This window comes from uncultured Aquimarina sp., assembly GCF_947495315.1.
In the GTDB taxonomy this organism is placed as follows: domain Bacteria; phylum Bacteroidota; class Bacteroidia; order Flavobacteriales; family Flavobacteriaceae; genus Aquimarina.
Genome location: NZ_CANLYD010000011.1, coordinates 179,353 through 204,534, shown reverse-complemented (window position 1 = coordinate 204,534; position 25,182 = coordinate 179,353). Strand labels below are relative to the sequence as shown.

17 protein-coding genes and 2 tRNA genes are annotated in these 25,182 nt (G+C 33.2%); 14 read left to right on the top strand and 5 right to left on the bottom strand.

The features are described from left to right. Window positions 1-7: 7 nt before the first annotated feature. The 4 genes from Q0910_RS18810 (at window position 8) to Q0910_RS18795 (ending at window position 8,281) form a co-directional block, all read left to right on the top strand. Entirely contained in the window at window positions 8-6,283 is a 6,276-nt protein-coding gene (locus Q0910_RS18810) for a hypothetical protein (protein ID WP_299219758.1), read from the top strand. After that, the gene (locus Q0910_RS18805) at window positions 6,240-6,950 is read left to right on the top strand and encodes a hypothetical protein (protein ID WP_299219755.1); all 711 of its coding nucleotides are present in this window, start codon (window positions 6,240-6,242) and stop codon (window positions 6,948-6,950) included. Before Q0910_RS18810 ends, Q0910_RS18805 begins: the two co-directional genes overlap by 44 nt. 68 nt (window positions 6,951-7,018) lie before the next feature. Continuing rightward, window positions 7,019-7,831, top strand: coding sequence for a competence protein CoiA family protein (locus tag Q0910_RS18800; RefSeq protein ID WP_299219753.1), 813 nt, complete (start codon window positions 7,019-7,021; stop codon window positions 7,829-7,831). 90 nt (window positions 7,832-7,921) lie between these two features. Beyond that, a complete protein-coding gene (locus Q0910_RS18795; RefSeq protein ID WP_299187576.1) occupies window positions 7,922-8,281 on the top strand; it encodes a hypothetical protein in 360 nt (119 codons plus the stop codon). A 60-nt stretch (window positions 8,282-8,341) separates the two neighbouring features. On the opposite strand, the gene Q0910_RS18790 is transcribed toward Q0910_RS18795, so the two are convergent. The 4 genes from Q0910_RS18790 to mutS form a co-directional block, all read right to left on the bottom strand. Further along, the gene (locus Q0910_RS18790; protein WP_299219750.1) at window positions 8,342-8,701 is read right to left on the bottom strand and encodes a hypothetical protein; all 360 of its coding nucleotides are present in this window, start codon (window positions 8,699-8,701) and stop codon (window positions 8,342-8,344) included. Window positions 8,702-9,075: 374 nt separating this feature from the next. Next, window positions 9,076-9,159, bottom strand: a tRNA-Leu gene (locus Q0910_RS18785). A gap of 17 nt (window positions 9,160-9,176) precedes the next feature. After that, window positions 9,177-9,248 (bottom strand) — tRNA-Gly (locus Q0910_RS18780). Between the two features lie 206 nt (window positions 9,249-9,454). Further along, the gene (gene mutS / locus Q0910_RS18775; protein WP_299219870.1) at window positions 9,455-12,046 is read right to left on the bottom strand and encodes a DNA mismatch repair protein MutS; all 2,592 of its coding nucleotides are present in this window, start codon (window positions 12,044-12,046) and stop codon (window positions 9,455-9,457) included. 282 nt (window positions 12,047-12,328) lie between these two features. On the opposite strand from mutS, the gene Q0910_RS18770 reads away from it, so the two are divergent. The 3 genes from Q0910_RS18770 to Q0910_RS18760 all read left to right on the top strand — a co-directional run bounded on the left by Q0910_RS18770 (window position 12,329) and on the right by Q0910_RS18760 (window position 14,631). Beyond that, a complete protein-coding gene (locus Q0910_RS18770) occupies window positions 12,329-12,697 on the top strand; it encodes a four helix bundle protein (protein ID WP_299219747.1) in 369 nt (122 codons plus the stop codon). 63 nt (window positions 12,698-12,760) lie between these two features. Then, on the top strand, window positions 12,761-13,297 hold the full coding sequence (locus tag Q0910_RS18765; RefSeq protein ID WP_299219744.1) for an RNA methyltransferase: 537 nt from the start codon (window positions 12,761-12,763) through the stop codon (window positions 13,295-13,297). A gap of 20 nt (window positions 13,298-13,317) precedes the next feature. After that, on the top strand, window positions 13,318-14,631 hold the full coding sequence (locus Q0910_RS18760; RefSeq protein WP_299219741.1) for a dipeptidase: 1,314 nt from the start codon (window positions 13,318-13,320) through the stop codon (window positions 14,629-14,631). Window position 14,632: 1 nt separating this feature from the next. Here Q0910_RS18760 and folK read toward each other — a convergent pair whose 3' ends face one another. Beyond that, on the bottom strand, window positions 14,633-15,760 hold the full coding sequence (folK, locus tag Q0910_RS18755; protein WP_299219738.1) for a 2-amino-4-hydroxy-6-hydroxymethyldihydropteridine diphosphokinase: 1,128 nt from the start codon (window positions 15,758-15,760) through the stop codon (window positions 14,633-14,635). A 124-nt stretch (window positions 15,761-15,884) separates the two neighbouring features. Here folK and Q0910_RS18750 point away from each other — a divergent pair, with 124 nt between their 5' ends. The 7 genes from Q0910_RS18750 (at window position 15,885) to Q0910_RS18720 (ending at window position 25,164) form a co-directional block, all read left to right on the top strand. Continuing rightward, the gene (locus tag Q0910_RS18750) at window positions 15,885-16,577 is read left to right on the top strand and encodes a queuosine precursor transporter (protein WP_299219867.1); all 693 of its coding nucleotides are present in this window, start codon (window positions 15,885-15,887) and stop codon (window positions 16,575-16,577) included. A gap of 78 nt (window positions 16,578-16,655) precedes the next feature. Beyond that, window positions 16,656-19,268: an AsmA family protein gene (locus Q0910_RS18745; protein ID WP_299219735.1), complete on the top strand. Its 2,613-nt coding sequence runs from the start codon at window positions 16,656-16,658 to the stop codon at window positions 19,266-19,268. 399 nt (window positions 19,269-19,667) lie between these two features. Then, on the top strand, window positions 19,668-20,936 hold the full coding sequence (locus Q0910_RS18740; protein ID WP_299219733.1) for a hypothetical protein: 1,269 nt from the start codon (window positions 19,668-19,670) through the stop codon (window positions 20,934-20,936). A 32-nt stretch (window positions 20,937-20,968) separates the two neighbouring features. After that, complete coding sequence (locus Q0910_RS18735) at window positions 20,969-21,403, top strand: hypothetical protein (protein WP_299219731.1); 435 nt, start codon at window positions 20,969-20,971, stop codon at window positions 21,401-21,403. 284 nt (window positions 21,404-21,687) lie between these two features. Next, a complete protein-coding gene (locus tag Q0910_RS18730) occupies window positions 21,688-22,944 on the top strand; it encodes a hypothetical protein (protein WP_299219728.1) in 1,257 nt (418 codons plus the stop codon). Window positions 22,945-22,971: 27 nt separating this feature from the next. After that, window positions 22,972-23,412, top strand: a complete 441-nt coding sequence (locus Q0910_RS18725; RefSeq protein ID WP_299219725.1) for a hypothetical protein — start codon at window positions 22,972-22,974, stop codon at window positions 23,410-23,412. A gap of 477 nt (window positions 23,413-23,889) precedes the next feature. After that, on the top strand, window positions 23,890-25,164 hold the full coding sequence (locus Q0910_RS18720; protein ID WP_299219723.1) for a hypothetical protein: 1,275 nt from the start codon (window positions 23,890-23,892) through the stop codon (window positions 25,162-25,164). The last annotated feature ends 18 nt before the right edge of the window (window positions 25,165-25,182 follow it).

Here is a 25,182-nt window from a genome sequence, read left to right as displayed (position 1 = left end):
AACGATAATGAAATTAGATTCTCAATCAAATGACTTAGTGTCATATTCTCGGGCAGGTGATGTATTCCACTATCGGTGGGCCGCCAGACGGTGCTTGAGATTGATACAGCCTACTTCAAATTTAGAATCGATTGTTATTGAAGGATCAAAGGAAAGGAAAAAAGCAGGGGAATATGTTATCGATGTTTCTGAATATTACAATAGTACTCACTCTAAAAAAAGAATTGAATACTTTCAACTAAAACATACCACAGTACAGTATGACAAACCTTTCACCTTGAGCAAGTTGAAAGATACAATTATTGGCTTTTCCAAGCGATACAAACAACATAAGAAAGAAAAAACCCTAAATGGAGTTTCCTTCACAGTAATTACAAATCGCAAGATAGATGAAACCTTTAAGTATAACCTAGCCGCCATTGTCAACGGAAGTAAGGTAAAAAAGAGATTTAGCGATACCTTAAAGAAATACACCGAGCTTAATGATAAAGAACTAATTCAGTTTTGTAATTTATTGAGTTTAGAAGATAGCGAAGGAGACTATAACGTTCAGAAAGAAGACCTCAGAGTTGAGATGGCCAGACTTCAACCTGGTTCGATTGATTCAGCTCAGGTTGATAGCATAGTTTCATTAGTACAAGAAAAAGTTTTACCTAATTCTAATGGGAACATCATAAAGGAAGACATTCTAAGACCTTTCGGAGTCACTTCTGACAAACAATTATTCCCTGCACCTCCACTCTTTGAGAAAACGGATAATATAACCATCAGAGATCAATATCAGAGTCTATTATATACAATTACAACAGCAAATCATCCTCTAATAATTCAAGCTGAGGGTGGTATTGGAAAATCCGTTTTTAGTCAATATGTACTAGGTGCGTTACCTGAAGGTTCGTTGGGAATATCTTATGATTGTTTTGGTTCTGGTAAATATCGCAGTAGAAGCGGATCTAGACATAGACATAGAGATGCACTTGTTCAAATAGTCAACGAGTTGGCTTCTGTTGGATATTGTGAAAGGATGCTGGTACAGAATACCACTAAAGAAAGTGATATCATGTATGGCTTTTTAAGTAGAATTAAGTCATCAATTACGTCATTAAAGAAAGTCATAAATTCTGCAAAGTTGGTTATTTTAATTGATGCTGCTGATAATGCGGAAATGGCTGCTCAAGAATTTGGTGATTCATGCTTTGCAAATGAGTTGTTAAGAGAGAAATTTCCTGATGATTGTAAATTAGTATTATTGTGCAGGCCTGAGCGTACTCATTTGTTAAAACCACCAGGCTCTGTTCTTCAATTGAATCTTTTACCATTTTCCAAAGAAGAAACTTATGAGAATCTTAAAAAATGGTTCCCATCAATTAATGAGATCCAAGCACTTGAATTTCATCGCTTAACGAGTGGAAATCCAAGGGTACAGATGAACTCAATAGCAATAGGTCATTCATCTGTAAATGAATTATTAACTCACCTTGGACCATCTGGCACCACTGTGGAAAAGCAAATTGAACAACAATTAAATATTGCGGTTCAAAAAATAAAAGATACATTCCCTCAAGATTATCAAACTAATGTGGTCAAAATATGTACGGGACTAGCAAGCTTACCTCCAACTATTCCAATCCAAGTTTTATCACAAGCTTCTCAAGTGAAAACAGAAGACGTAAGAAGTTTTGTCGCAGATATAGGTCGATCGCTATGGTTGCTTGATTCATCTGTTCAATTTAGAGATGAACCTACCGAGACTTGGTTTCGAAACACTTATTTAGGTACTAAAGAGGATTTCAAAAATTATATCAAAGTTTTAGAGCCACTTGCTCTTGAGCTTACCTATGTAGCGGAAATACTTCCCCAACTCTATCTTCAGGCTGGCCAATATAATAAGCTAATAAGTATTGCTTTATCTGATGAGTTGTTACCATTAAACAATCCTATAGATACTAGAAACGTGCTTGTTTATCGTCTGCAGTTCGCATTTAAGGCCGCACTTAGATCTGAAAAATACAAGGATGCTATCAAACTTGCCTTAAGAGCCGGAGAAGAAGTTGCTGGAGATCAAAGACAACAAAACCTTTTTCAGAATAACCTTGATCTGCTTCCAAAGTTACAAGATAATTTAAAGGTTCAGGAAATTGCATTTAAAGGACTTTTAAAAAGTGAATGGGAAGGTTCTGAAAATATGTACGCAGCATCTTTACTTAGCGAAATTGATGAATATAAAGGAGAAGCTAGCGGCTATTTGAGGTCTGCTTTAAATTGGTTGAACATATATTTTGACAACATAGAGAATAAAGAGGATTATAATCAAAGACAAGGTGCGAGCTTTGATGATATTCTAGAAATAGCAATTGTTCACCTAAACCTAAACGGGGCAGAATCATGCTTGAAATTTCTTAATAGCCTAAAGCCTAAGAAGTTTATATTTCGAGTGGTTAAGGAACTTGCTAGTCGACTGGTTGATGCTGGAAAGTTTAATGAAATAAATAAAATTCTTAAGAAGGCACAAGGGAATAAATTTCACGTTGTTGCAATTGTGAGCGAATTAATGGAAGTCGGTCGATTTGCTGAAGCTGGTGATATTGAAAAGTGCTTGAAATTATTATCGAACCCTAAATCACGTATTAAAAAATCAAGAGATTTATTTCAGGACACTATAACCCAATCCATTGTAGCTTTTTTGGAAGTGTGTTTACATCGAAACTTGGATACTACAGGAATTCTGAAAGCCCTTGATTATTATGTTCCAAACCAAGCATCTCAGGGCATTAGCTCAAGATTTGATTCCAAGGAGAGAATTGTTTTTCTCAAAGGCCTTTCCATTAGGAAAATTATTTCAGAAGATTCAGTACTCAACCTAGACGATCTTATTCCTAAAGTCTACAGATTTGATGCCAAAAAAAGAAATTACACAGATGAAATCAAAGAGTTTAAAGAAGTAATAGGTGGTTTGTTTCCATGGTTCTTATTGAGAGCACAGGCTATCTCAGATAACATCAATAGCCTAACAAAAAAGGCAGATCAAACTAATAAGGACTCAAAAAATGCATTTGCTAATAGATATAGATCTAATGATATGCTTCCAAGCGAGATTGCAAGTGTTTCATCTTCTATTCTCGTTTATTGTAGTCAACAAGAATCCAAGGTAATTCGACAATATTATAATGATTATATAAAAGATAATTCTTCTTTTACAATTCCTCAAAGGATTAGTTTATTAAGAGCCGGAACCAGAGCTACCCATCTCCACAACATTTTATCAGAACTTGAAAATTCTACATATGAATTCATAAAAAGTTTGAGAAATGCTGGACCGGAGGAAATCGCAAATGAATACATTTCATTGGCTAGAGCAGTACTTTTTGGCTCTAAAGATGATGCTGCAGTTTATTTTGAAGATGCCATAGATATTGTTTCCAAGTTTGGAGATGAAATAGTTCAGCGTTGGGATGCTGTGGCTACATTGGGAGAAAGATCAGCTACTAACTCTTCGGATGAATTAGCTTATAGGTTTATACGTTGTGCTGAATTGGTAGGAGAATACGTATATCGAGAAAAACATTGGGATAGATCAGGTGCTATGGTAACTTGTACAAAGATGTCTGTCCAAATTGGTTTATCTGCATTAAGCAGATGGAGAGATAGAGAAATTGGTAGATTTGAGTATCAGCTAGAATCAATGCTTGACTATTTAGTAAGATCAAAGTCGATTAACTCGACGGAAGGTTGGTCATTGGCGCGTTTCCTTTCGGATCATGATTTAAATGATTTTTTATCTACTTGTTTGGCAAATGAACCTTCTAAAGAGTTAAGAAGTAGTATTTTAAATGATGCACATGAATTACTAAGTAAAGAGGGGGCTAGTTTTAGTTACTTGATTCAAATGAAGTCCATCGCAGATAAATACAGCATATGCATAAACGAGTTGAATAATACTATAGATTTTTATAAAAGTAATACCGAAAAACAAGAGGAACCCCAAGAGAAGCGACATAAAAAGTTTGATACTAAGTCTGATACAAAAATTTGGGAACGAGTTTTTAAAGATATTGACGTTCTAACCTCAGAAGGATTGATTATGCTAATCCACAGATTTTCAAGCGAATCTGATGAGAAAGATTACGATCATTATAACCGGTTGATTGCTTTGTTTAAGGAAATTCTAAATCGAATAGAGGCTAATGAAATATATGACTTTATCGATTTGCTATTCAAGTATGAAAAATTAAGTTATTATCAATTTGAACAGGCACTAAGGTCAATTCCTAATGATTGGAAAAACAAGGTAAGCTTCAAAAAGAAATGGCCAGGAATTATTAAACGCTTTGGTTGCAAATATTCCCACGAATTAGTCAATGTTTATTCATTTAGATCAGTAATTCGAGAATTAAATATTGATGAAAGTTTGGCCAAAGATTTAAGAATGGGGATTTTTCAAGGGTTATCAAAAGGTCAGGAGATTACTGATTCTATTACTCTTTTTGGATTTGTAGGTCATGCATCAACTTTTGTTAATCAAAGTGATGCTTGTGATTTAACCGATTATGCCTTGTCCAGATTCGAATTACATATTAAAGATGATTTTGGAGATGGCCCTTGGAACGAATGGCTCCAAGCATCTAATAATATTGGCAGAAATATCTCTGGCTTTATCTGGTCTGCACTAGGCTCTCCACGATCTGAAACCCGTTGGCGTGCGTGTCATGTAGTTAAAAAAATGGCTGATTTCAATTGCATTAATACCGTAAGGTTTTTGATTGAATGGTTAGAATGTCATGAGGTTGGTGCTTTTGGCAGCAAGCAGTTTGCTTTCTATGAATTACACGCAAGACAGTATCTGTTGATTGCTCTTTCTCGAGTTTCAATTGACCACCCTAACTTATTAATAGGTCACAAGGAAATATTCTTTAAGTACACGCAATTAGAACCTCACATTCTAATCCAGAAGTTTTCCGCTCAAATTGCTTTGAATATTGAAACGGCTATTCCCGGAACTTATGGAAATATGAAAATCTCTTTGCTAAAAGGAATTGGTAAAAGCAAACTTGAAACGAAAAAAGAAAAATATGGATATCAACAAAATAGTTATTTGCATGATAAAGGAAGTGTTGATACAACATTAAACTATAGTTTTGGATGGGATTTTGATCGATACTGGTTTGAACCACTAGGGGAGGTCTTTGGAGTTCCTGGAAAGCAAGTTCAGGACTTATGTGCAAATGTGATTGTTAAAGAATGGAAAACTAAAATCAAATCAGGTTACAACAATGATCCAAGAGTAAGCCTTTGGAATCGGTCTCGAGATAGAGAAACTTGGCACGATCATGGAAAATATCCTAAAACCGATAATTGGGATTTTTATTTATCATATCATTCGATGCTAGTTACAGCGGCGAGGTTAGTTGAAAACATGCCAGTAATTATTTCTAGAGATTATTTGGATGAAGATTCTTGGCATTATTGGTTGTCTCGTCATATGTTGACAAGAGGAGACGCTAAATGGTTAGCTGATTGTAGAGACCAACTACCTTTAGAAAGACCAGTGTGGATATCTGATGAAAAGACCAAAAATTGGAGAACAGAAATTAAAGATCAAGACTTTTTGAAAAGTATTATAGTCAGTCGCCACAAGAAAAATTGGTTTGTCATCAAAGGGAGTTGGACAGAAAGACATAATTCAAATTATGAGACATACTCTATTTCATCTGCTTTAGTTTCTAAAAAAACTTCTGAAGCACTTATGAGAGCGTTGGGAACAAGCAGAGATTGTCATGATTACAAACTTCCAGATTATGAAGAAAGTAGAGTAGAGATTGATTCGGATATGTTTAAACTTCAAGGATGGATATTTAATCCTGATACTTCAAAGGGTTTAGACGAATTTGATCCTTATAGTGGTAATATAAGCTATCCTATGTTTTCTATAGGAGGAACATTTTCGAAGGAGCTTAATTTATCTTCGGATAGTGAAGGTAAAGCCTGGTACTTTAATGATGGTCAACTTGCAATGAAGTGTAATGCTTGGAGTAGTAATTTAGAAGGTTATGATGAAGAACCCGATCAATCTGGGATGCGTTTAAGCGCTTCATTAAACTTGCTCAAAAAACTTTGCAAAGTATATGATTGTCATTTAATCATTAATGTCAATATAAGCAGAGATATTGAATACAAATATAGAACCGACGAAGACAAATACGAATACTTAACACATCACAAGATTTTTTTATTCACCGAAGATGGAAGACTCAAAAGCACAACAGAAAATTATAAACTTAGGTAAGGCTATTGTAAAGGAATTAGAGCTAGAACCAGGAGTTGATACACTCGCAAAATGGATGTCTCATTATCTTGCTGAGAAGATAGAGTTGGCTAAAAAACTTACTGGGAAAGCGAAGCAGGACGCACAAAAAGAATGTTTTGAAATTATTCTGGAACTATGGAAGCATCGATGGTCTGCTCCAGGAGGGAATAGTTTTCTTAAAGATTTTGAACCGCTTTTCGAGATATTAGAAAAACTCAACCCAAATAAGGAGACGCCCTTTTTTATTCCACCACAAATTTTATTTGATTTCCAAGAAGAAAATGAGAAAGAAACTACTGCTGAAGTTAAAAGTCACTTAGAGGTTGCATTAATGATTGATCGTCTTGCAAGGTCACTAATTTGCGATTCTTTAAATCAGTTCGTTTCCGAATTAAACTTAACTGTAGAGAGGAAAGAACTAATAAGAAATGCTATTGAAAACATAGATCATCCTGATATGAGAATTATTAGAATTGTGTCGGATCATAATGAATCACTAAAGAGTCAAGAAGATGATGACCACGATAAAAAAAAGGAGCAAATCGAAGAGATACAGAAAAGAATAAAAGATCTAGAAGAATTTACTTATATGAAAGATTCACTATTAGATCGTTATAAGAAACAGCTCTCTGAAATAGAAAAATAAACAGTAATCCAAGAAAATGGATGACTTTATCCGTTCTGAATAAAAAGGTTAACCAAAAGTCATAAAAAGTGAAATTTGCGCTAGTTGATAATATTAAAACTGAAGCTATAAAAGGGGCTAAAGGAACATGTCCAAGTTGTGGTTCAGAATTAATTCCTAAATGTGGTCCTTTTAAAATTAATCACTGGGCACATAAAGGTAGACGTAAGTGTGATCAATGGTGGGAAAACGAAACACAATGGCATCGCTCTTGGAAAAACAATTATCCCATTGAATGGCAGGAAATTTCCTTACCTGATAAAATATCAGGTGAAAGGCACATTGCAGATGTTCGTACAGATGATGGATTTGTTATAGAATTTCAACATTCATTTATAAACCCTGAGGAGCGGACCGCTCGTGAAAAGTTCTATAAAAAGATGGTTTGGGTTGTTGATGGAACTCGTTTAAAAAGGGATTACTCACGTTTTACAAAAGGAAAATCAGATTTTACAAAAACTGATAAGCCTGGTATTTTTAAAGTTGATTTCCCGGAGGAATGTTTTCCTTCTGCCTGGCTAGAAAGTTCTGTGACGGTTGTTTTTGATTTTGGCAGGTTATCAGAGTCGATATCTGGTGTATCCAACCCTATGTATTGTTTATTCCCGGATATAAGTGAATATTATGCTCTTGTAGCTGAAATTAATCGTAATATCTTTATAAAAACCACCCAAAATGGAAAATGGCAATCAAGGTTAGAAGAATTTTTAAATACACAGAAACAAAATAAAACCAGGCGACAAAATATGACTCCTATTCGACCAACCAAAAGGGTTATTAGAATTATGCCTTCTAAATACATTTTGGTAAAAGGCAAGTGGAAAAAAAGAAGACGTTTCTAACGAAGACAATAAATTAATTAAAAAGATTATAGGATAAATTCAATTCTAGAGTTGAAAAACCTGAAACATAAAAGTTCAAAATAAAGAATGATGGAATTATATTGTATTGATGTTGGAAAAGTGGTTAATGGTATTGGTATACTGTTAAATGTTTTAGGCATATATAGATTTTATTTAATTGATAAGATAGCTTTAAAAATTAGTAGTTTACGTTATAAAGATGAAGCTCCAGATTTTGATCAACCTATTCATATCATACTAAATAATCTCAAAGAAAATGAAAATGACGAACTTACTGAAGACGAAATGGAAGCAAATCACCTTAAGCATTTACAATCTGCTAAACTAGATTTCAGAAAGTTTAAAAATGGTTTCCTCTATATTTTAATTGGGTCCATATTACAGTTTTTATCATTATTTATATCTTGGTGCATATGGGATTTATATTAAAGGTTGGAGTAAAAGAAGGAGAATAAAAAGTTCAATATTAAGAAAAATGTAATTTTGATCTTAACAACCAATACAAATTTCTAAATCTTGATTTGGGATTTCTTTTTCAAAGATTTGTGATACAATCAAACTAGAAGGCTTTACTTTCAAGTTTTTCGGATTGCTGAATTCCACAACAAAGTTACCAGATTCGTGTATATCAAGAACTGCAATCTTTTTAGTCTTTTTATTAAATGCATAGGATTGGTATTTCCAGAAGGTATCTTCGGATTTAATAACCAGACCGTTTTCAATCTTTCTAAGAGAAACAGAGAAGTTATTAACCTTTACGCTCCAACCACCTAAAACTTTAATACTATATATCCCTACAGATAAGTAGACTTTTTGATTTACACTATGAATATTGATTAGAGAATTCATTTGTATTATAAAAATAAAGATTTAAATTTTAAAGTCTTTTTAGGTCGATTAGACTCCCATAAAAATAATTTTAAGCCCTTTTTAAAACAACAAAACAAACAAATCGATAGATTCCTTTATGATTTCGAGTTTTCCTACCTAAAAGCCTTTATTTTAATTTTGCACGCTGATAAATTATAGCAATAGACAACTAAAATGAAAAATCTTTCTGTAAATATTAAAATTCAACAATGTATTCTTCTAAAGGAATAGTGATACTAAACTAAAAATGTTGAAACTATGTTGAAACCAGCAGTAAATTAAATAGTTTCAACAAAAGATAAGAAATGACTAAAAACAAAGAAACCCTTTGAAAATCAAAGGGTTTGCTTATGTACTCGGGACGGGACTTGAACCCGTACGTCCTAATGGACATTGGATTTTAAGTCCAACGTGTCTACCAATTCCACCACCCGAGCGTGGTATATTTTATCAGAGCGAAAGACGAGATTTGAACTCGCGACCCTCACCTTGGCAAGGTGATGCTCTACCCCTGAGCTACTTTCGCATTTTAATACCGTATACATCAGGAATATAACTTGAGAGTTTTATCATTAAAAATGATATGACCCAAATCCGCCTGAGGCGGACGATGCTCTACCCCTGAGCTACTTTCGCATTTATTTTAAGAACTTCGCAATGTGTTATTGCGGATGCAAATTTAAAACATTTCTAGTAATACCAAAGTCTTTTCTAAAAAAAGAATAAAAAACTTTACACTGTAGAAGCTTTCTTCCTGGTTAACATACGTTTAATCTCATTTAATTTCATCAAAGCTTCTACCGGAGTAAGGGTATCTATATCAATATTTACAATTTCTTCCTTAATTTCTTCCAATAATGGGTCGTCTAAATTAAAGAAACTTAATTGTAACTCATCTTCTTCCTGGATTCCTTTTATTTTATCAGTTAACTCCTCGCTACTATGAGATTTCTCTAATTTCTTAAGCATCTTATTAGCTCTATGTAACACTTGCTGAGGCATTCCTGCCATCTTAGCTACATGAATTCCAAAACTATGCTCACTGCCACCAGGAACTAACTTACGTAGAAAAAGCACATTATCTTTCAATTCTTTTACAGCTACGTTGTAGTTTTTGATTCGATCAAAAGTCTCACACATTTCATTAAGCTCATGATAATGTGTAGCAAACAGTGTTTTTGGTCTTGCCGGATGTTCGTGGAGAAACTCACTAATCGCCCAGGCAATAGAAATTCCATCATAAGTACTGGTACCACGACCTATTTCATCAAGCAACACCAAGCTTCTATCCGATATATTATTTAGAATGTTTGCTGTTTCATTCATCTCTACCATAAAAGTAGATTCTCCCATAGAGATATTATCGCTCGCTCCTACTCTGGTAAATATCTTATCCACTGCTCCTATCTTAGCTTCATCTGCAGGAACAAAACTTCCCATTTGTGCTAATAAAACGATTAAAGCTGTTTGTCTTAATATCGCAGACTTACCACTCATATTAGGTCCTGTAATCATAATCATCTGCTGATCTTCTCTATTCAAAGAGACATCATTCGCTATATACGATTCTCCTGGAGGTAATTGCTTTTCTATTACAGGATGACGCCCATTTTTAATTTCCAGATGATGAGAATCGTCAATAATAGGGCGTGTGTATTTATTTTCTTTGGCTAACTGCGTAAATGAACACAAACAATCTAGTTGACCAATTAAAGTAGCGTTTAGTTGTACTGGCTTGATATATTCACTCATCCATACAATCAGATCGCTAAACAACTGTTGCTCTAATGATAGAATTTTTTCTTCGGCACCAAGAATTTTGGCTTCGTACTCTTTTAATTCTTCAGTGATATATCTTTCTGCATTTACTAATGTTTGCTTTCGTATCCAAGTTTCAGGAACTTTATCCTTGTGAGTATTCCTCACTTCTATATAATACCCAAAAACATTATTAGATGCTATTTTCAAGGAAGTAATCCCAGTAGCTTCTGTTTCACGTTCCAACATTTTATCCAGATAATCTTTTCCGGAAAAAGCTATAGAACGTAACTCATCTAACTCATCAAGATATCCATCTGCTATGGTATTTCCTTTTAGAATATTTACCGGAGCCTCTTCATTAAGCGTTTCTTTAATTTTATTTCGTAATAATTCACAATCGTGAAGTGTATTTCCGATCACTTTTAATGCTTCATTATTACTATTCGCAGCTTGTGCTTTGATCGGTACTATAGCTTCCAGAGAATTTTTTAATTGAATGATTTCTCTAGGATTCACTTTTCCCGTAGCTACTTTAGAAATCAAACGTTCTATGTCTCCGATCTGTTTGATTTGATGTTGAATCTTCTGATGTAACGTACTATTATCCAAAAAGTACTGCACCACCTCGTGACGTTTTTGGATACTTGTAATATTTTTAAGAGGTAATGCCAACCACCGTTTTAGGGTACGACCTCCCATAGGAGAGATTGTTTTATCAATTACATCTATTAGCGTTACTGCATTGGCGGCATTTGGATTATACAACTCCAGGTTACGAATTGTAAAACGATCCATCCATATATACTCATCCTCTGCAATACGCTGAATAGTCGTTATATGCTGTAATTTATGATGTTGTGTTTCTCCTAAATAATGAAGAATTACACCTGCGGCAATAACCCCTTCCTGTAAATGGTCTACTCCAAAACCTTTAAGAGAGGTAGTTTCAAAATGAGTATTCAGCGTCTCATTCGCATAATCCGTTTTAAATACCCAATCTTCTAAGAAAAAAGTGTGAAAATCATTCCCAAAATCATTCTGAAAGCTTTGCTTTTTTGGTTTAGGAATTAAAACCTCGCTTGGATTAAAATTACGCAATAACTTATCCATCTGCGCAACATCTCCTTGGGCGGTTAAAAACTCTCCGGTAGAAACATCCAAAAACGCAACACCTAATTGTTTTTTACCGTAATGCAAAGCACATAGAAAATTATTGGTTTTACTCTGTAAAACCTCATCATTTAGTGCAACACCAGGAGTTACTAACTCCGTTACTCCTCTTTTTACAATAGTTTTAGTCTGTTTGGGATCTTCTAATTGATCACAAATCGCGACTCGTTCTCCCGCCTTGACTAACTTAGGCAAATAGGTGTTCAAAGAATGGTGTGGAAATCCTGCCAAAGCAGTTTCGTTTTCACTACCATTACCTCTTTTGGTCTGAACAATATTAAGGATTGCTGCTGCTTTAATAGCGTCTTCTCCAAAAGTCTCATAAAAATCCCCTACTCTAAACAGTAGCAATGCGTCTGGGTATTTAGCCTTAATCGCATTGTATTGCTTCATTAATGGAGTTACTTTTTTTTCTTTTTTTGCTGCCAAAAGGATATGATTTTTCTACAGTGGCTAAAGTAGGTATTCTCCGTTTTTTTTTGAAACCTAGTTAAAAGGAGTTATTCATTTTTATTCACAATTGTATTGTAAACAGTTTGCAGTAATAAGTTATTAGTTCGCAGTACAAAATTTAAAATAGAAAAACAAATATTCAAACCCTACTTTATGGCTTCACCGATATTATATTTTATACTAAAGAGAAAGTGATACCTTTGACAAAATTTTAAAATAAATATGGATTTTAAGAATCTATTAGCTTATAAAAAATCATTTGATTTGGCTATGAAAATATTTGAAATTACCAAAAATTTCCCAAAAGAAGAAAAATACTCTCTTATTGATCAAATAAGACGATCTTCTAGAAGTGTAACTGCTAATATTTCTGAATCATATAGAAAACGAAAATACCCCAAACACTTTATAAGTAAACTTACTGATAGTGATTCTGAAAATGCAGAAACTCAAACTTGGCTTGAATTTTCTTTAGCTTGTAAGTATATAGATCAAAAAACTTTTGACCAACTTACTTCTTTAAGCTTAGAGGTCGGCAACCTAATCAATTATATGATTAATAACCCTGAAAAATTTGGTATTAAAGTATAGATTAACTTATAATATAAAACAGTTACTGCGCACTATAAACTGAATACTGCAAACTTTAAAAAAATGAACAGAAAACTAAAAAACAGCGAGCTTGATCGCAAAACAGTTGCTGAATTTAAAGAAGCAAAAAAGACTCCGCTGATTATTATTTTAGACAACATCAGAAGTCTTAACAATATTGGATCCGTGTTTAGAACAGCAGATGCTTTTTTGATAGAAAAAATATATCTCTGTGGCATCACCGCCACTCCACCTCATAAAGATATTCAGAAAACAGCACTTGGGGCTACCGAAACTGTAGATTGGGAGCATACAGAAAACACTTTGAAACTAGTTACTAAACTTCAATCCGAAAACATCAAAATCGTATCTATTGAGCAAGCTGAAAGTGCGACCCTGCTTAACGATTTTAATCCTGAACCAAACCAAACCTATGCGATTATTTTTGGAAACGAAGTAAAAGGTGTTCAGCAAGAAGTGGTTTCTACGAGCGATACTGTAATAGAAATACCGCAATATGGAAGCAAGCATTCTTTAAACATTTCAGTTAGCGCTGGTGTCGTGATATGGGATTTGTTTTGTAAGTTTAAGGCTAACTAACTCAATTCCTATTTTTCAAAATGAAATACATCTCTGTACTACTCGTCATCTGTTTTACTTTAATAGGTTGTAACCAAAAAAAAGCAGTACCTAAAAAAGAAGAATCTATGACAGAGGATCAACTCATCACAAGGGCGAAAGAAATACATAAAAACGTTATTACACTAGATACTCATTGTGATATTAATATCAAAAACTTTACGGATTCTATTAATTACACACAAGATCTAAACTCTCAGATTACCTTACCAAAAATGAACAAAGGTGGATTAGATGTTGCCTGGTTTATTGTCTATACAGGACAAGATTCACTGAATACGGAAGGTTTTGATAAAGCTCATAAGATTGCCATGTCTAAATTTGATGCAATTCATAGATTGGTGGATACTATCGCACCAAATCAAATAGAATTAGCGTTAACTTCTGAAGACGTTCGTAGAATTCATAAATCTGGTAAAAAGGTAGCGATGATTGGTATTGAAAACGGTTATCCAGTGGGAACTGACATCAATAATGTAAAAAAGTTTTATGATCTTGGAGGAAGATATATGTCATTATCTCATAACGGACATAGTCAACTCTGTGATTCTAATACTGGAGAAGCTGACGATGTATGGCTGCATAATGGATTAAGTGATCTCGGAAAAGAAGTGGTGGCCGAAATGAATAAATGGGGTATGATGATTGACGTGTCACATCCATCTAAGGAATCAATGCGCCAGATGATCGAGCTTTCTAAAGCACCCATTATTGCTTCACATTCTTCTGCAAGAGCGTTATGTGATCATAGTAGAAATCTAGATGACGAACAATTACAGTGGCTAAAAGAAAATGGAGGTGTTGTACAAACCGTTGCTTTTACCTCTTATCTAAATACCGAAAAGTTTGAAAAGAGAGTTGTAAAAGAGGTAGAAATCGGAAAACAAATTGCAGATTCTATGGGAGTCACTTGGCTAGAGCGAGAAGAAGTAATGAAACTGAGTTCTGAAGAAAAAGAAACCTACTACGACTTTTTAGGAAAAATGGCTGCTATAAGAAGAGCAAAGGTCAAAAAAATGACCGACTTACCTCCTGCCGTTGATGTAGTAGATTTTGTGAATCATATTGACTATATGGTTGATAAAATTGGCATTGAACACGTTGGTATTAGCTCTGATTTTGATGGTGGCGGTGGAATCGAAGGATGGAGTGATGCTTCAGAAACCTTCAATGTTACTCTAGAATTAGTAAAACGTGGATATACTGAAGAACAAATAGAAAAACTTTGGAGCGGTAATCTACTTCGCGTTTTGGATGAAGTTCAAAAAGTAGCTAGTGAGCTTCAGAAAGGGTAACTTATTTAGCCAATTGGTTTAAAATCCAAATATAATCTTCACGATTAGATATAAAATCCTTATCAGATATATCTATGATTCGAACATTAAAGTGTGCTTGTGATTTTATGAATTGCAAGTACCCTTTGTTAATTTTATTCAGATATTCTGCAGGGATTTTCTGTTCGTAGTCGCGACCTCGTCTTTTTATATTTTCTAACAAGCGTTCCGTGTTTTGATATAAATACACATACAATCCTGGTTTTGGCAAATCCCGATACATAATATCAAAAACCTTCTTGTACAGCTTATATTCATCTTCCTGCAAGGTTACCTGGGCAAAAATCAACGATTTAAATACATCATAATCACTAACCACAAAATCCTTGAATAGATCAAATTGACCAATATCATCCTGTAGTCGCTGATAACGATCGGCCAAAAATGACATTTCTAATGGAAATGCATATCTTTCCATATCTTCATAGAACTTCGGTAAAAAAGGATTATCCGCAAAACGTTCTAACACCAACTTAGCATTAAACTCTTCTGCTATCAGACGTGCTAGACTAGTTTTACCAGCTCCAATATTACCCTCAATAGTAAGATACTGAAAAGTCGATAAGGAATATTTCTCTTTAGGACTTAGCATAACCTCATTCAGTTTGGTCACTACGGATGTATCTGTAGTTTTCTCCAATAACTGATGTACAGTTTGATTTAATATCGGATGCGCTAATTCTCCTGCTATTTCTTCAAGAGGTTTCAATACAAACTTCCGATCTTGCATAGATGGATGAGGAACGATCAAGTTCTCGGTTTCTATAATTCCTTGCGAAGAAAAAACAATATCCAGATCGATCGTTCTTGCTTCATATCCTTCCCCTTCTTTTCTACTTCTTCCCAAAGAATTTTCGATTTCCAAAAGCCTATCCAATACTTCTGAAGTGGAATAAAAGGTCTTCACAAGAATACAAGCGTTATAAAAATCATCGCTACTAAACCCCCAAGCTGGCGTTTGATAAATGCTAGAAATACTTACTACATCGCCAATAGTTTCATAAATCACCTGCAAAGCTTGCTGAAGATAATCCAGACGATTTCCGATATTACTTCCTAACGAAATATGTATACTATTTGATGTTTTCAAATGTGGATATTTATATTCTGATCAGAACTCCGTATTTTTAAGAACAAATTAAGGAAAACAAAACCACTTCACCTTATTTTTGGGCGAAGTATTATGAACTAATTATATTTTAAATAAAACTCCTCTGAATCTAAAAGATAAAATAGTAGCGTATAGAATTTATCTCATACTTGGAGCTTTATTTATTTCCTCTTTAGTAGCATCTAATCTTATTTTTCAGAAATTTTTTTACTGGGATTTTTTCGGAATGTATACTTTTGAAATTTCCGTTGGGATTTTACCATATCCTATTACTTTTTTAATCACAGATATTATTAGTGAAATCTATGGAAAAAGAAAAGCCAATCAAATTGTTACTGCTGGTATTTTTGCCTCATTCTTTTCTTTATTAATAGTGTATGCTTCTAAAGAAGTTCCTGCCACTAGCTGGTCCCCTATTAATGATGAAACATTTACTAAAGTTTTTGGTGCAACTGCGGTAGCGGTTTTTGCCTCCATGATGGCGTATCTTTTTGCGCAGTATATTGACATTCAGATTTTTCATTTTTGGAAAAGAGTCACTAAAGGAAAACACCTGTGGATCAGGAACAACTTCTCTACTTTTGCTTCTCAGTTTATAGACACATTTACTGTATTACTGTTATTATGTGCTACTGGAGTTATTGATTGGGATCGTTTTGGTATATTATTACTTAATGGGTTTTTATTCAAAGTGTTAGTTGCGGCTTTTGACACTCCCATTCTCTATTTAGCTGTGTATTTCTTAAGAAAAAGGTTCAAACTAAAACAAGGAGGCGAATTAGCCCTTGAAATTTAAAAAAATCTAACAAATAGTTAACTCTAGAATCGCAACATTGTACCTTTGTAAATCGTTACTTTACATAAAAGCATCAAAATGATCAAAAAAGCCCTTAAAATCTTCGGAATTCTTGTTGTTCTATTAATTATAGCAATCATTTCAATACCTCTCTTATTTGGAGGAACGATAAAAGACAAAATACGGTATTTGGCTAATGAGCATGTAAATGCTAAAGTTGATTTTGCTGATGTAGATATTAGCTTGATTAGGAGTTTTCCACAGGCTTCTGTTATAATTGATGAGCTTTCCATCATTAATTTTGCTCCTTTTGAAGGTGATACATTGGCTTATGCCAAAAAAATATCACTAGACATGTCTATAAACGAATTATTCAAAGATGCTGAAGAACCTATCAGTATTCAAAAATTTATAATTGACGAAGCAAACATTGGGATTAAGACGGACTCATTAGGAAATTCTAATTTTGACATTACAAAAACATCAGAAGAACCAGAAGTAGCTACTAAAGAAGAAGGTGGTTCTTTTACCTTCGAATTAGATCATTATGAAATAAATAATAGTAAGCTTTTATACCAAAATGATATCAATAAGATCGCTTTACTTATGACCAATGTAAATCATAGCGGTGATGGATCTCTATCCGGAGAAAATATAATATTAGACACAGCATCCAGTTCTGAAGTTTCTTTTAGTTTAGACAACACCAAATATCTCAATAAAAATGCACTGAAACTTGAAGCTGAATTAGAACTAGACCTCGAAAACCAGCGATACACATTCAAAGAAAATAAGGCTTTTGTAAATCAACTTCCTCTGGAATTTGAAGGATTCGTGCAACTTTTTGAAAAATACACGGATATAGATCTTAGTTTTAAAACTCCCTCATCGGATTTTAAAAATTTCTTAGCTGTTATTCCTGAAGTATATGCCAAAAATCTAGATGGTGTTCAAACCACTGGGGATTTCTCCGTAAATGGAATTATCAAAGGAAAAGCTGATGATGTATATATCCCAAAAATGGATATTAAAATTGCATCACACAATGCTTCTTTTAAATACCCTGATTTACCAAAAAGTGTTCAGAATATTAACATAGATACGCAAATCAAAAACGACACTGGTTTAGCTGATGACATGTATATAAATATTGGAAACCTTACTTTCAGAATAGATCAAGATACCTTTGCAGCCAAAGGTAGTTTACGAAATATAACAACAAATATGATCGTAGATATGGCAGTAAACGGAACACTGAATCTTGCTAATTTAGATAAAGCATATCCTTTAGAATTAGAACAACAACTTAATGGAATACTCAAAGCAAATGTAAACACCAATTTTGATATGCAATCTTTAGAAAAAGAGCAATATCAAAATGTAAAAAGCTCAGGTACAGCTAGTCTAAGTAATTTTACCTATGCCTCTCCAGAATTACCTAATGAAATTAAAATTAAAAATGCCAATGTAGGTTTCAAACCAGAAACTATCACCTTAGACAAAATGCAGGTGACTACAGGGAAATCTGACCTTACTGCAGCAGGTACTATTAGTAATTTGATGGGATTTTTATTTTCAAAACAAGATCTAAAAGGAAACTTTGATGTTAGTTCTGAAGTTTTTGCAGTAGATGATTTCTTGGTAGCAGAAAATGAAGCAACCGAAGAACAAACGGAAAATACTGAAGAAGAAGCACTGAAAATACCATCGTTTCTTGATGCTACATTGAATTTTGATGCAAAAAAAGTACTCTATGACAACTTAGAATTAAAAAACACAAAAGGAAGTGTGAAAATAAATGACGAGACTGCTTATTTACAAAACGTAACATCCAATCTATTTGATGGAGGACTTGCCTTTAACGGTAAAGTATCTACAAAATCAGAAACTCCTAATTTTGGAATGAATTTGGACTTAAGTAAAATTGACATTGCTAAATCTTTTTCGAGTCTGGCGTTATTACAAGGATTAGCTCCTATTGCCAAAGCCTTAACAGGTGCGTTAACTACACAAATTAACTTAAATGGTAATCTAAATAACGACCTTACACCAGTTTTGAATTCTGTAAAAGGAAATGCATTGGCAGAAATATTAAATGCCAAAGTAAGCACATCTCAAACTCCATTATTATCTAACTTAGATGGGCAACTAGGGTTTTTAAACCTTGATAAACTTAATTTAAAAGACATTAAAACATCGCTTAGTTTTGATGATGGTAAAATTAATGTGAAACCTTTTGAATTTGACGTAGAAGGAATCAAAATAACTGCTGGAGGCAGCCATAGTTTTGATATGAATATGGATTACAATGTATCATTAGATGTACCCGCGAAATATTTGGGTAACGAAGTAGGTGGGCTAATTTCTCAGCTTAATGATCAGGAGGCAAATGAGATGAAAGTTGCACTGCCTATTGGTATATCCGGTAACTTTTCTAATCCGAAAATAAACCTTAATACCGGGCAGGCTGTTAAACAATTAACGCAGCAAATCATAAGTAAACAAAAAGAAAAAGCAACCGGAAAGATAGTGGATGAGGGAACCAAAGTACTTACGGATTTATTAGGAGGTTCTAAAAAGGATAAAGACTCCACTAAGACAGAAGACAAATTAAAAGACGCTGCTAAAGATATTTTTGGAGGCTTTCTTGGTAAGAAAAAGAAAAAAGACACTACAAAAACTAAGAACTAAACCTATTTACGTACTACAGATTAACTAGTTTTTCTGTCATTTTACAAGTTGAAATGGTGGATTTCTAAACTTTGTCTAAAAATTCTAATTATAGCAAAGTTCTACTAGTAATAAATTTTTTTTAACCTGATTTCTTACTACATTAGTGCTGGGAAAACTCAGAAAAAGTATTGGATTTTAATTGGATTCGAAAACGAATATTAACCATTTAAAATCAAAATATTAAGACTTCACAAACAACATTCAATGTTTTTTGCAGCTATTTCATCAAATAAATAGCAACCTCAACACAATAAATTTATTAAAATTGGATTAACTATTTAATAAAGTTAGACGCAATAAGCAGAACACTTATAGTTATAATTTTATTCCCAAATATAAAACCCCCATAAAACAGTTATGAAATCAACTATTTTATCCCTAACAATACTGATATTTTTCCCATCGATACTATTGTCCCAAAATACAATTAACGATGATTCCATGAAATGGATCAATGGATGGGCTAATTTCGACCCTAATCACGAGGCATATCCGCAACCAGATGAAGACATCCCTACGATAATCGACCAAGACACGCACTTAACAAATGATTCAGTATATTTTCTATCCGGAAGTGTATATGTAACTAATGGTGCCACACTGTCTATCCAAGAAGGAACGATCATTCGTTGTGATACCAAAACCCAAACAAGTCTTGTCGTTAGTAAAGGATCTAAACTAATCGCCAGAGGTCTAAAAGGGCAACCTATTGTATTTACTTCTGACAAGTCACCAAAAGCAAGAAAAAGTGGTGATTGGGGCGGGATTATAATCGCAGGATCAGGAATCATCAATTCTCCATCCAAAGCCGGTGTTATTGAAGGCGATTTTTTCCCACAATACTCTCTCTATGGAGGTGATGATGATGATGAGATGACTACTATTATGACATATGTACGAATTGAGTACGCAGGAAAAAAAATAAATCAATCAAAAGAATTAAATGGCCTTTCTTTATACGCTTTAGGAAAAAAATCCATCCTTAATAATATTATGATAAGTCATTCTGCTGATGATTCTTTTGAGTTTTTTGGTGGTACTGTAAATATGAACAATCTGATTTCATACAAGGCTAAAGATGATGACTATGATTTCACTTTAGGCTACCAAGGAGAACTATATAATATTATTGCGATTAGGCATCCATATATTTCTGACATCAGTGGTTCTTATGCAATCGAAATAGATGGTTATGATAAAAAATTAGGCATGACGTCTCTGGAACTATCTAATGTGGATATAAAAGATGCTACCTTAATCAATTTATCAGACAGCAGTAATTATCAACATACCGGAGCTGCAATTTCTTCTAAAAATTTAGCTCGACTACATGTCGCAGATTCTAGAATATCTGGTTTTGCCAATGTAGCAAAATTTGACAAATCCTATACATCCTATGCTAATCTAGAAACATCATTTTCTTTAGAAAACAGTATTTTCAATGTACACGACACGAATGTATTGGTTCCATTAGAACCAAAAAATGAAGTACAAGGACTGCTTAAATATAATATGTTTACTACACAATTTAAAAATGTATCTGATTTTTTTGAAAAACCATTAGATGCTAAAAACCCAAAATTTACGTTAAAACAAGCACGTGATACTTACACAGTCATGCAATAAAATTAACTTTTACCTTAATTAATATCTTTATAATGAAATCAATTACCCTATTTATAGCTCTTTTTTTAACCGCTACAGGCTTTGCTCAATCTAAAAAGAATATCTTTTTTGATCAAAGTACCTTAATTACTAAATTTCATACTATTGATGAATTAGAAGATTTAAAAAAAGGAGAACTTGTTAAATTATATATAGAGCGAGCAAATGAGATTATTACTGTACTACCCTATATAGCGCTTACTAATGAGGCAGGTGTAAGTCTTTCTGATATTGGAATTAAGGAAAACTCTGACAATCTAAAACTCTTAAAGAAACATCACGAAACTACTACGGAAGCATTCGAGAGTACCGGTAATTTAATAACCGAGTTTATACCCTATGCAGATACAGAGAAAATAGTATGGTCTATTCTCTACTATGAAGAAATGATTAAAAAAATTCGAATAGGAGTGAACGGAAATTTCTAAAACACCCATTTACGAATGTATAAAAACAGCCACATATGGCTGTTTTTTTTGTTTTTACACGAGCTTATCTCCTTAAAAATGAACCAACTAAAGCACAAACAAAGAGCAACATCTTATATCTTATCAATATTTCAACTTTTACAAAAAAATGTTAATAAATCATTTTTTATGTAATCTTCATCCTATTTCACCGAACTAAATGGAGTACTAACAAACAAATTTTGATTTTTTGGATGAATAGTCCAATGTGGTTTAACAAAGTGTGAGACTAAAAAAATGAAGTTATGAAAAAAAGAGAACTGTTAAGCATATTTTTATTTATTGCAATTTCAATTTCAGGATTATCTCAAAGCGACTTTAATCCTAATAATATGAAGTGGACCAGGGATTGGACCAATTTTGAACCAAACAAAACCAATTATCTTACCCACGATGAACAATTACCTAATATTATAAACAAGGACACCTATCTAAGAAGTGATATTGTTTATCTTATGTCTGGAGACGTATATGTAACTAACGATGCTACATTGACTATACAAGAGGGAACTCTTATAAAAGCAGATACAGAAAAGTCTACGAATCTAATTATTACCAAAGGAGCTAAGCTAATTGCTGATGGTAGCAAAGCATTACCTATTGTATTTACATCTAACAAATCCCGAAACTCCAGAAAAAGTGGTGATTGGGGCGGAATTACTATTATAGGTTCGGGTAAAGCAAATACTATAGAAGGAGAAGGAACTATAAAAGGAAAATTCAATCCATTATATAGCATATTTGGTGGAAATAATATTGATGAGGAAACCACAATTTTAAGATACGTTAGAATTGAATACGCGGGCAAATCTACAAATGGGCTTTCGTTATATACCCTAGGAAATCAATCTATAGTAGAAAACATTATGGTAAGTTATTCTGCAGACGACTCCTTTGAATGGCATGGAGGAGCATCTAAAGCTAAAAATCTTATTTCTTTTAAATCTAATGATGACGATTTTGACTTCACACAAGGGTACAGAGGTGAGCTTATAAATATTCTGGCTATTAAACACCCTTATATTACAAGCAACAATGGATCCTATGCAATAGAAGTAGATGGCTATAATAAAAACTTAGGATTCGAGAATTCTAAAATACTTTCTAGTATTGATATCACAGGTGCAACATTGATCACCTTAGTGAATGAAAGTAATTATCATCATTCCAGAGCGGCTATATCTATAAACAACCTTGGCGAATTATATCTAAATGACTCCAATATATCGGGATTCTCTGATGTAGTTAAATTAGATAAATCTTTCTCTACTCTTAAAATGATAGAAACAGCTTTTAAGCTTGACAACAGTTTTTTTAATGTACATAGTGAGGGTGTTATTACTCATCATAATATAACCGGTGATACATTCAATTTACTTAAATACAATCGATTTACTAAAGCTTTTCAACAACCTGAAGAAATTTTTAGTAATCCTTTGGACAAAGCTAATCCAGATTTTACATTAAAAAATTCACTAAACAACTATATGGTAGTTCAATAAACTACACTTCCATCAAAAACTAACATCATGAAAAAAATAATTACTTTATTACTAATAACACTTACCATTAGTAGCATAAGCGGACAAACAAAGAAAAAAGGAGTTTTTTTTGATAATGACAAACTGATTAACCGATTTCATACTATTGATGAATTGCAAGATCTTAATAAAGGAGCACTAATAGAACTATATCTGGAACGTGCTCGAGAAATTTTTGTAGTGCTACCCTATCTATCCCTAAACAATAAACCTGGAACCAGTCTTAGTGATGTGGGTATCAAAGAAGATTCTGATAAAATCAAAATAGTAGAGAAAAATAATGAAATAGCGGATAGAGCATTTGTTTACACAACAAACACCATAAAAGAATTAGTTCCTTACTCTGATACAGATAAGATTATCTGGGCGGTATTATATTTCGAAGAAATGATTAAAAAGATGCGGTTAGGTAAGGAAGGAAATATCTAAGTCTTCATTTTAACGGATAATAATTTAAAAACAAAATCGACTAAAGACACAAAAAACTGTCATACGACTCTCTAATTTTGTGTCTTTCTGATTTTTAAAAAGCAAAAATTCATATAGAACACTAAAATTTGTAATAATACTACATAAAAACAAAAATACGTAAATCACTCAAAAACAGTATTTTAATAAAAATAAGTTATCATCAAAAAAAATAATTAAAGATTAAAAACATTTTTGTTTATCATTTTATCAAAATAAGTAAACAATTATTAAATTATTGATAATCAGCATCATAAAACCTTTATAAGTAGGAATTATACTCTTAATGTTTTATTAATTTAATCAAAAAAAACGACGAACGTACATATTTTACGGAAAACCCGTAACCGACTCTTCTAAAAGTATCTTAACTTAGTGACCTAAAAAAAAGAAGAAAGAATTTTCTTCCTAATTTATAACCCCAAAAATAAAACTTTTATGAAACTAAGATGCGCCTTGACTACATGTCTCCTACTAACTATTACCATTCTAACCTCTAATGCACAAGATTTTAACGGTAGCGATAGTAAATGGATAAAAGGCTGGACCAACTTTACTCCCAACACCACAAATTATCCTGAAGCTGACGAAAAGCTTCCAAATATTATAGCAGAAGACACTTACTTAAATAATGATACAGTGTATTTACTATCTGGAGATGTATATGTTACTGGCAATGCTACACTAACAATTCAGGAAGGAACTGTGATCAGAGGCGATCATGAAAATCCTGCGAATCTCATCATAACGCGAGGTTCTAAATTGATTGCAGTTGGATCTGAAGCCTATCCTATTGTTTTCACATCTAACAAAGCTCCTAAATCGAGAGCAAGTGGAGATTGGGGAGGAATAATAATAGCTGGTTCCGGGAAAGTAAACTCAGTATCTGGTAACGGTGTCATCAAAGGAAATTTCAATCCTCAGTATTCTGTATATGGAGGAAGTGATCAAAACGAGCAAACTACAATTTTAAGATATGTCCGAATAGAATTTCCAGGTAATAAATCTAAAAGAATCGAAAACTCGAATGGTTTATCTCTATTTGGAATAGGAACAGCCTCAATAATAGATCATGTGATGGTTAGTTACTCAGGTCAGGATTCATTTAATTGGACAGGAGGAAATAATAATATGAGAAATATGCTTTCATACAAAGCAGAAGATGACGATTTTCAAATTTCTGAAGGTTTTAAAGGAGACCTGGATTATTTAATGGCTATACGTCACCCATATATTAACAGCCCAAAAGGATCGTATGCAATAGAAATTGACGGTTATGATAAAAATTCAGGATATTTGAAACCTAATGCTATTACAGATGTAACCATTACTAATTCCACTTTTGTAAATCTTTCTGACAATTCCAATTATATACATACATCATCAGCTATTTCCGCAACAAACTCCGCTTTAGTGTATTTACACAACTCCAAAATTTCTGGTTTTTTAAATGTGGTAAAATTCGATGATTCTTATACATCTCTAGCTGTTCTTGAAAGAGCTTTTAAAATGGACAATAGCTTTTTTAATATTCACGGAGAAGGTGTAGAAGTGAGCTATAAACCAAATAATGGTGTAATGAACGTTCTAAAGTATAATAGATTCACTAAAGATTTTGTAAGCGTAGATAAGCTTTTTGAAGACCCTACAAGCAAATCAGCTCCAAAATTTCAACTTAAGAAAGCAATGAATAACTATATGGTAATGCAATAAATGTTATCTTTTTTTTAA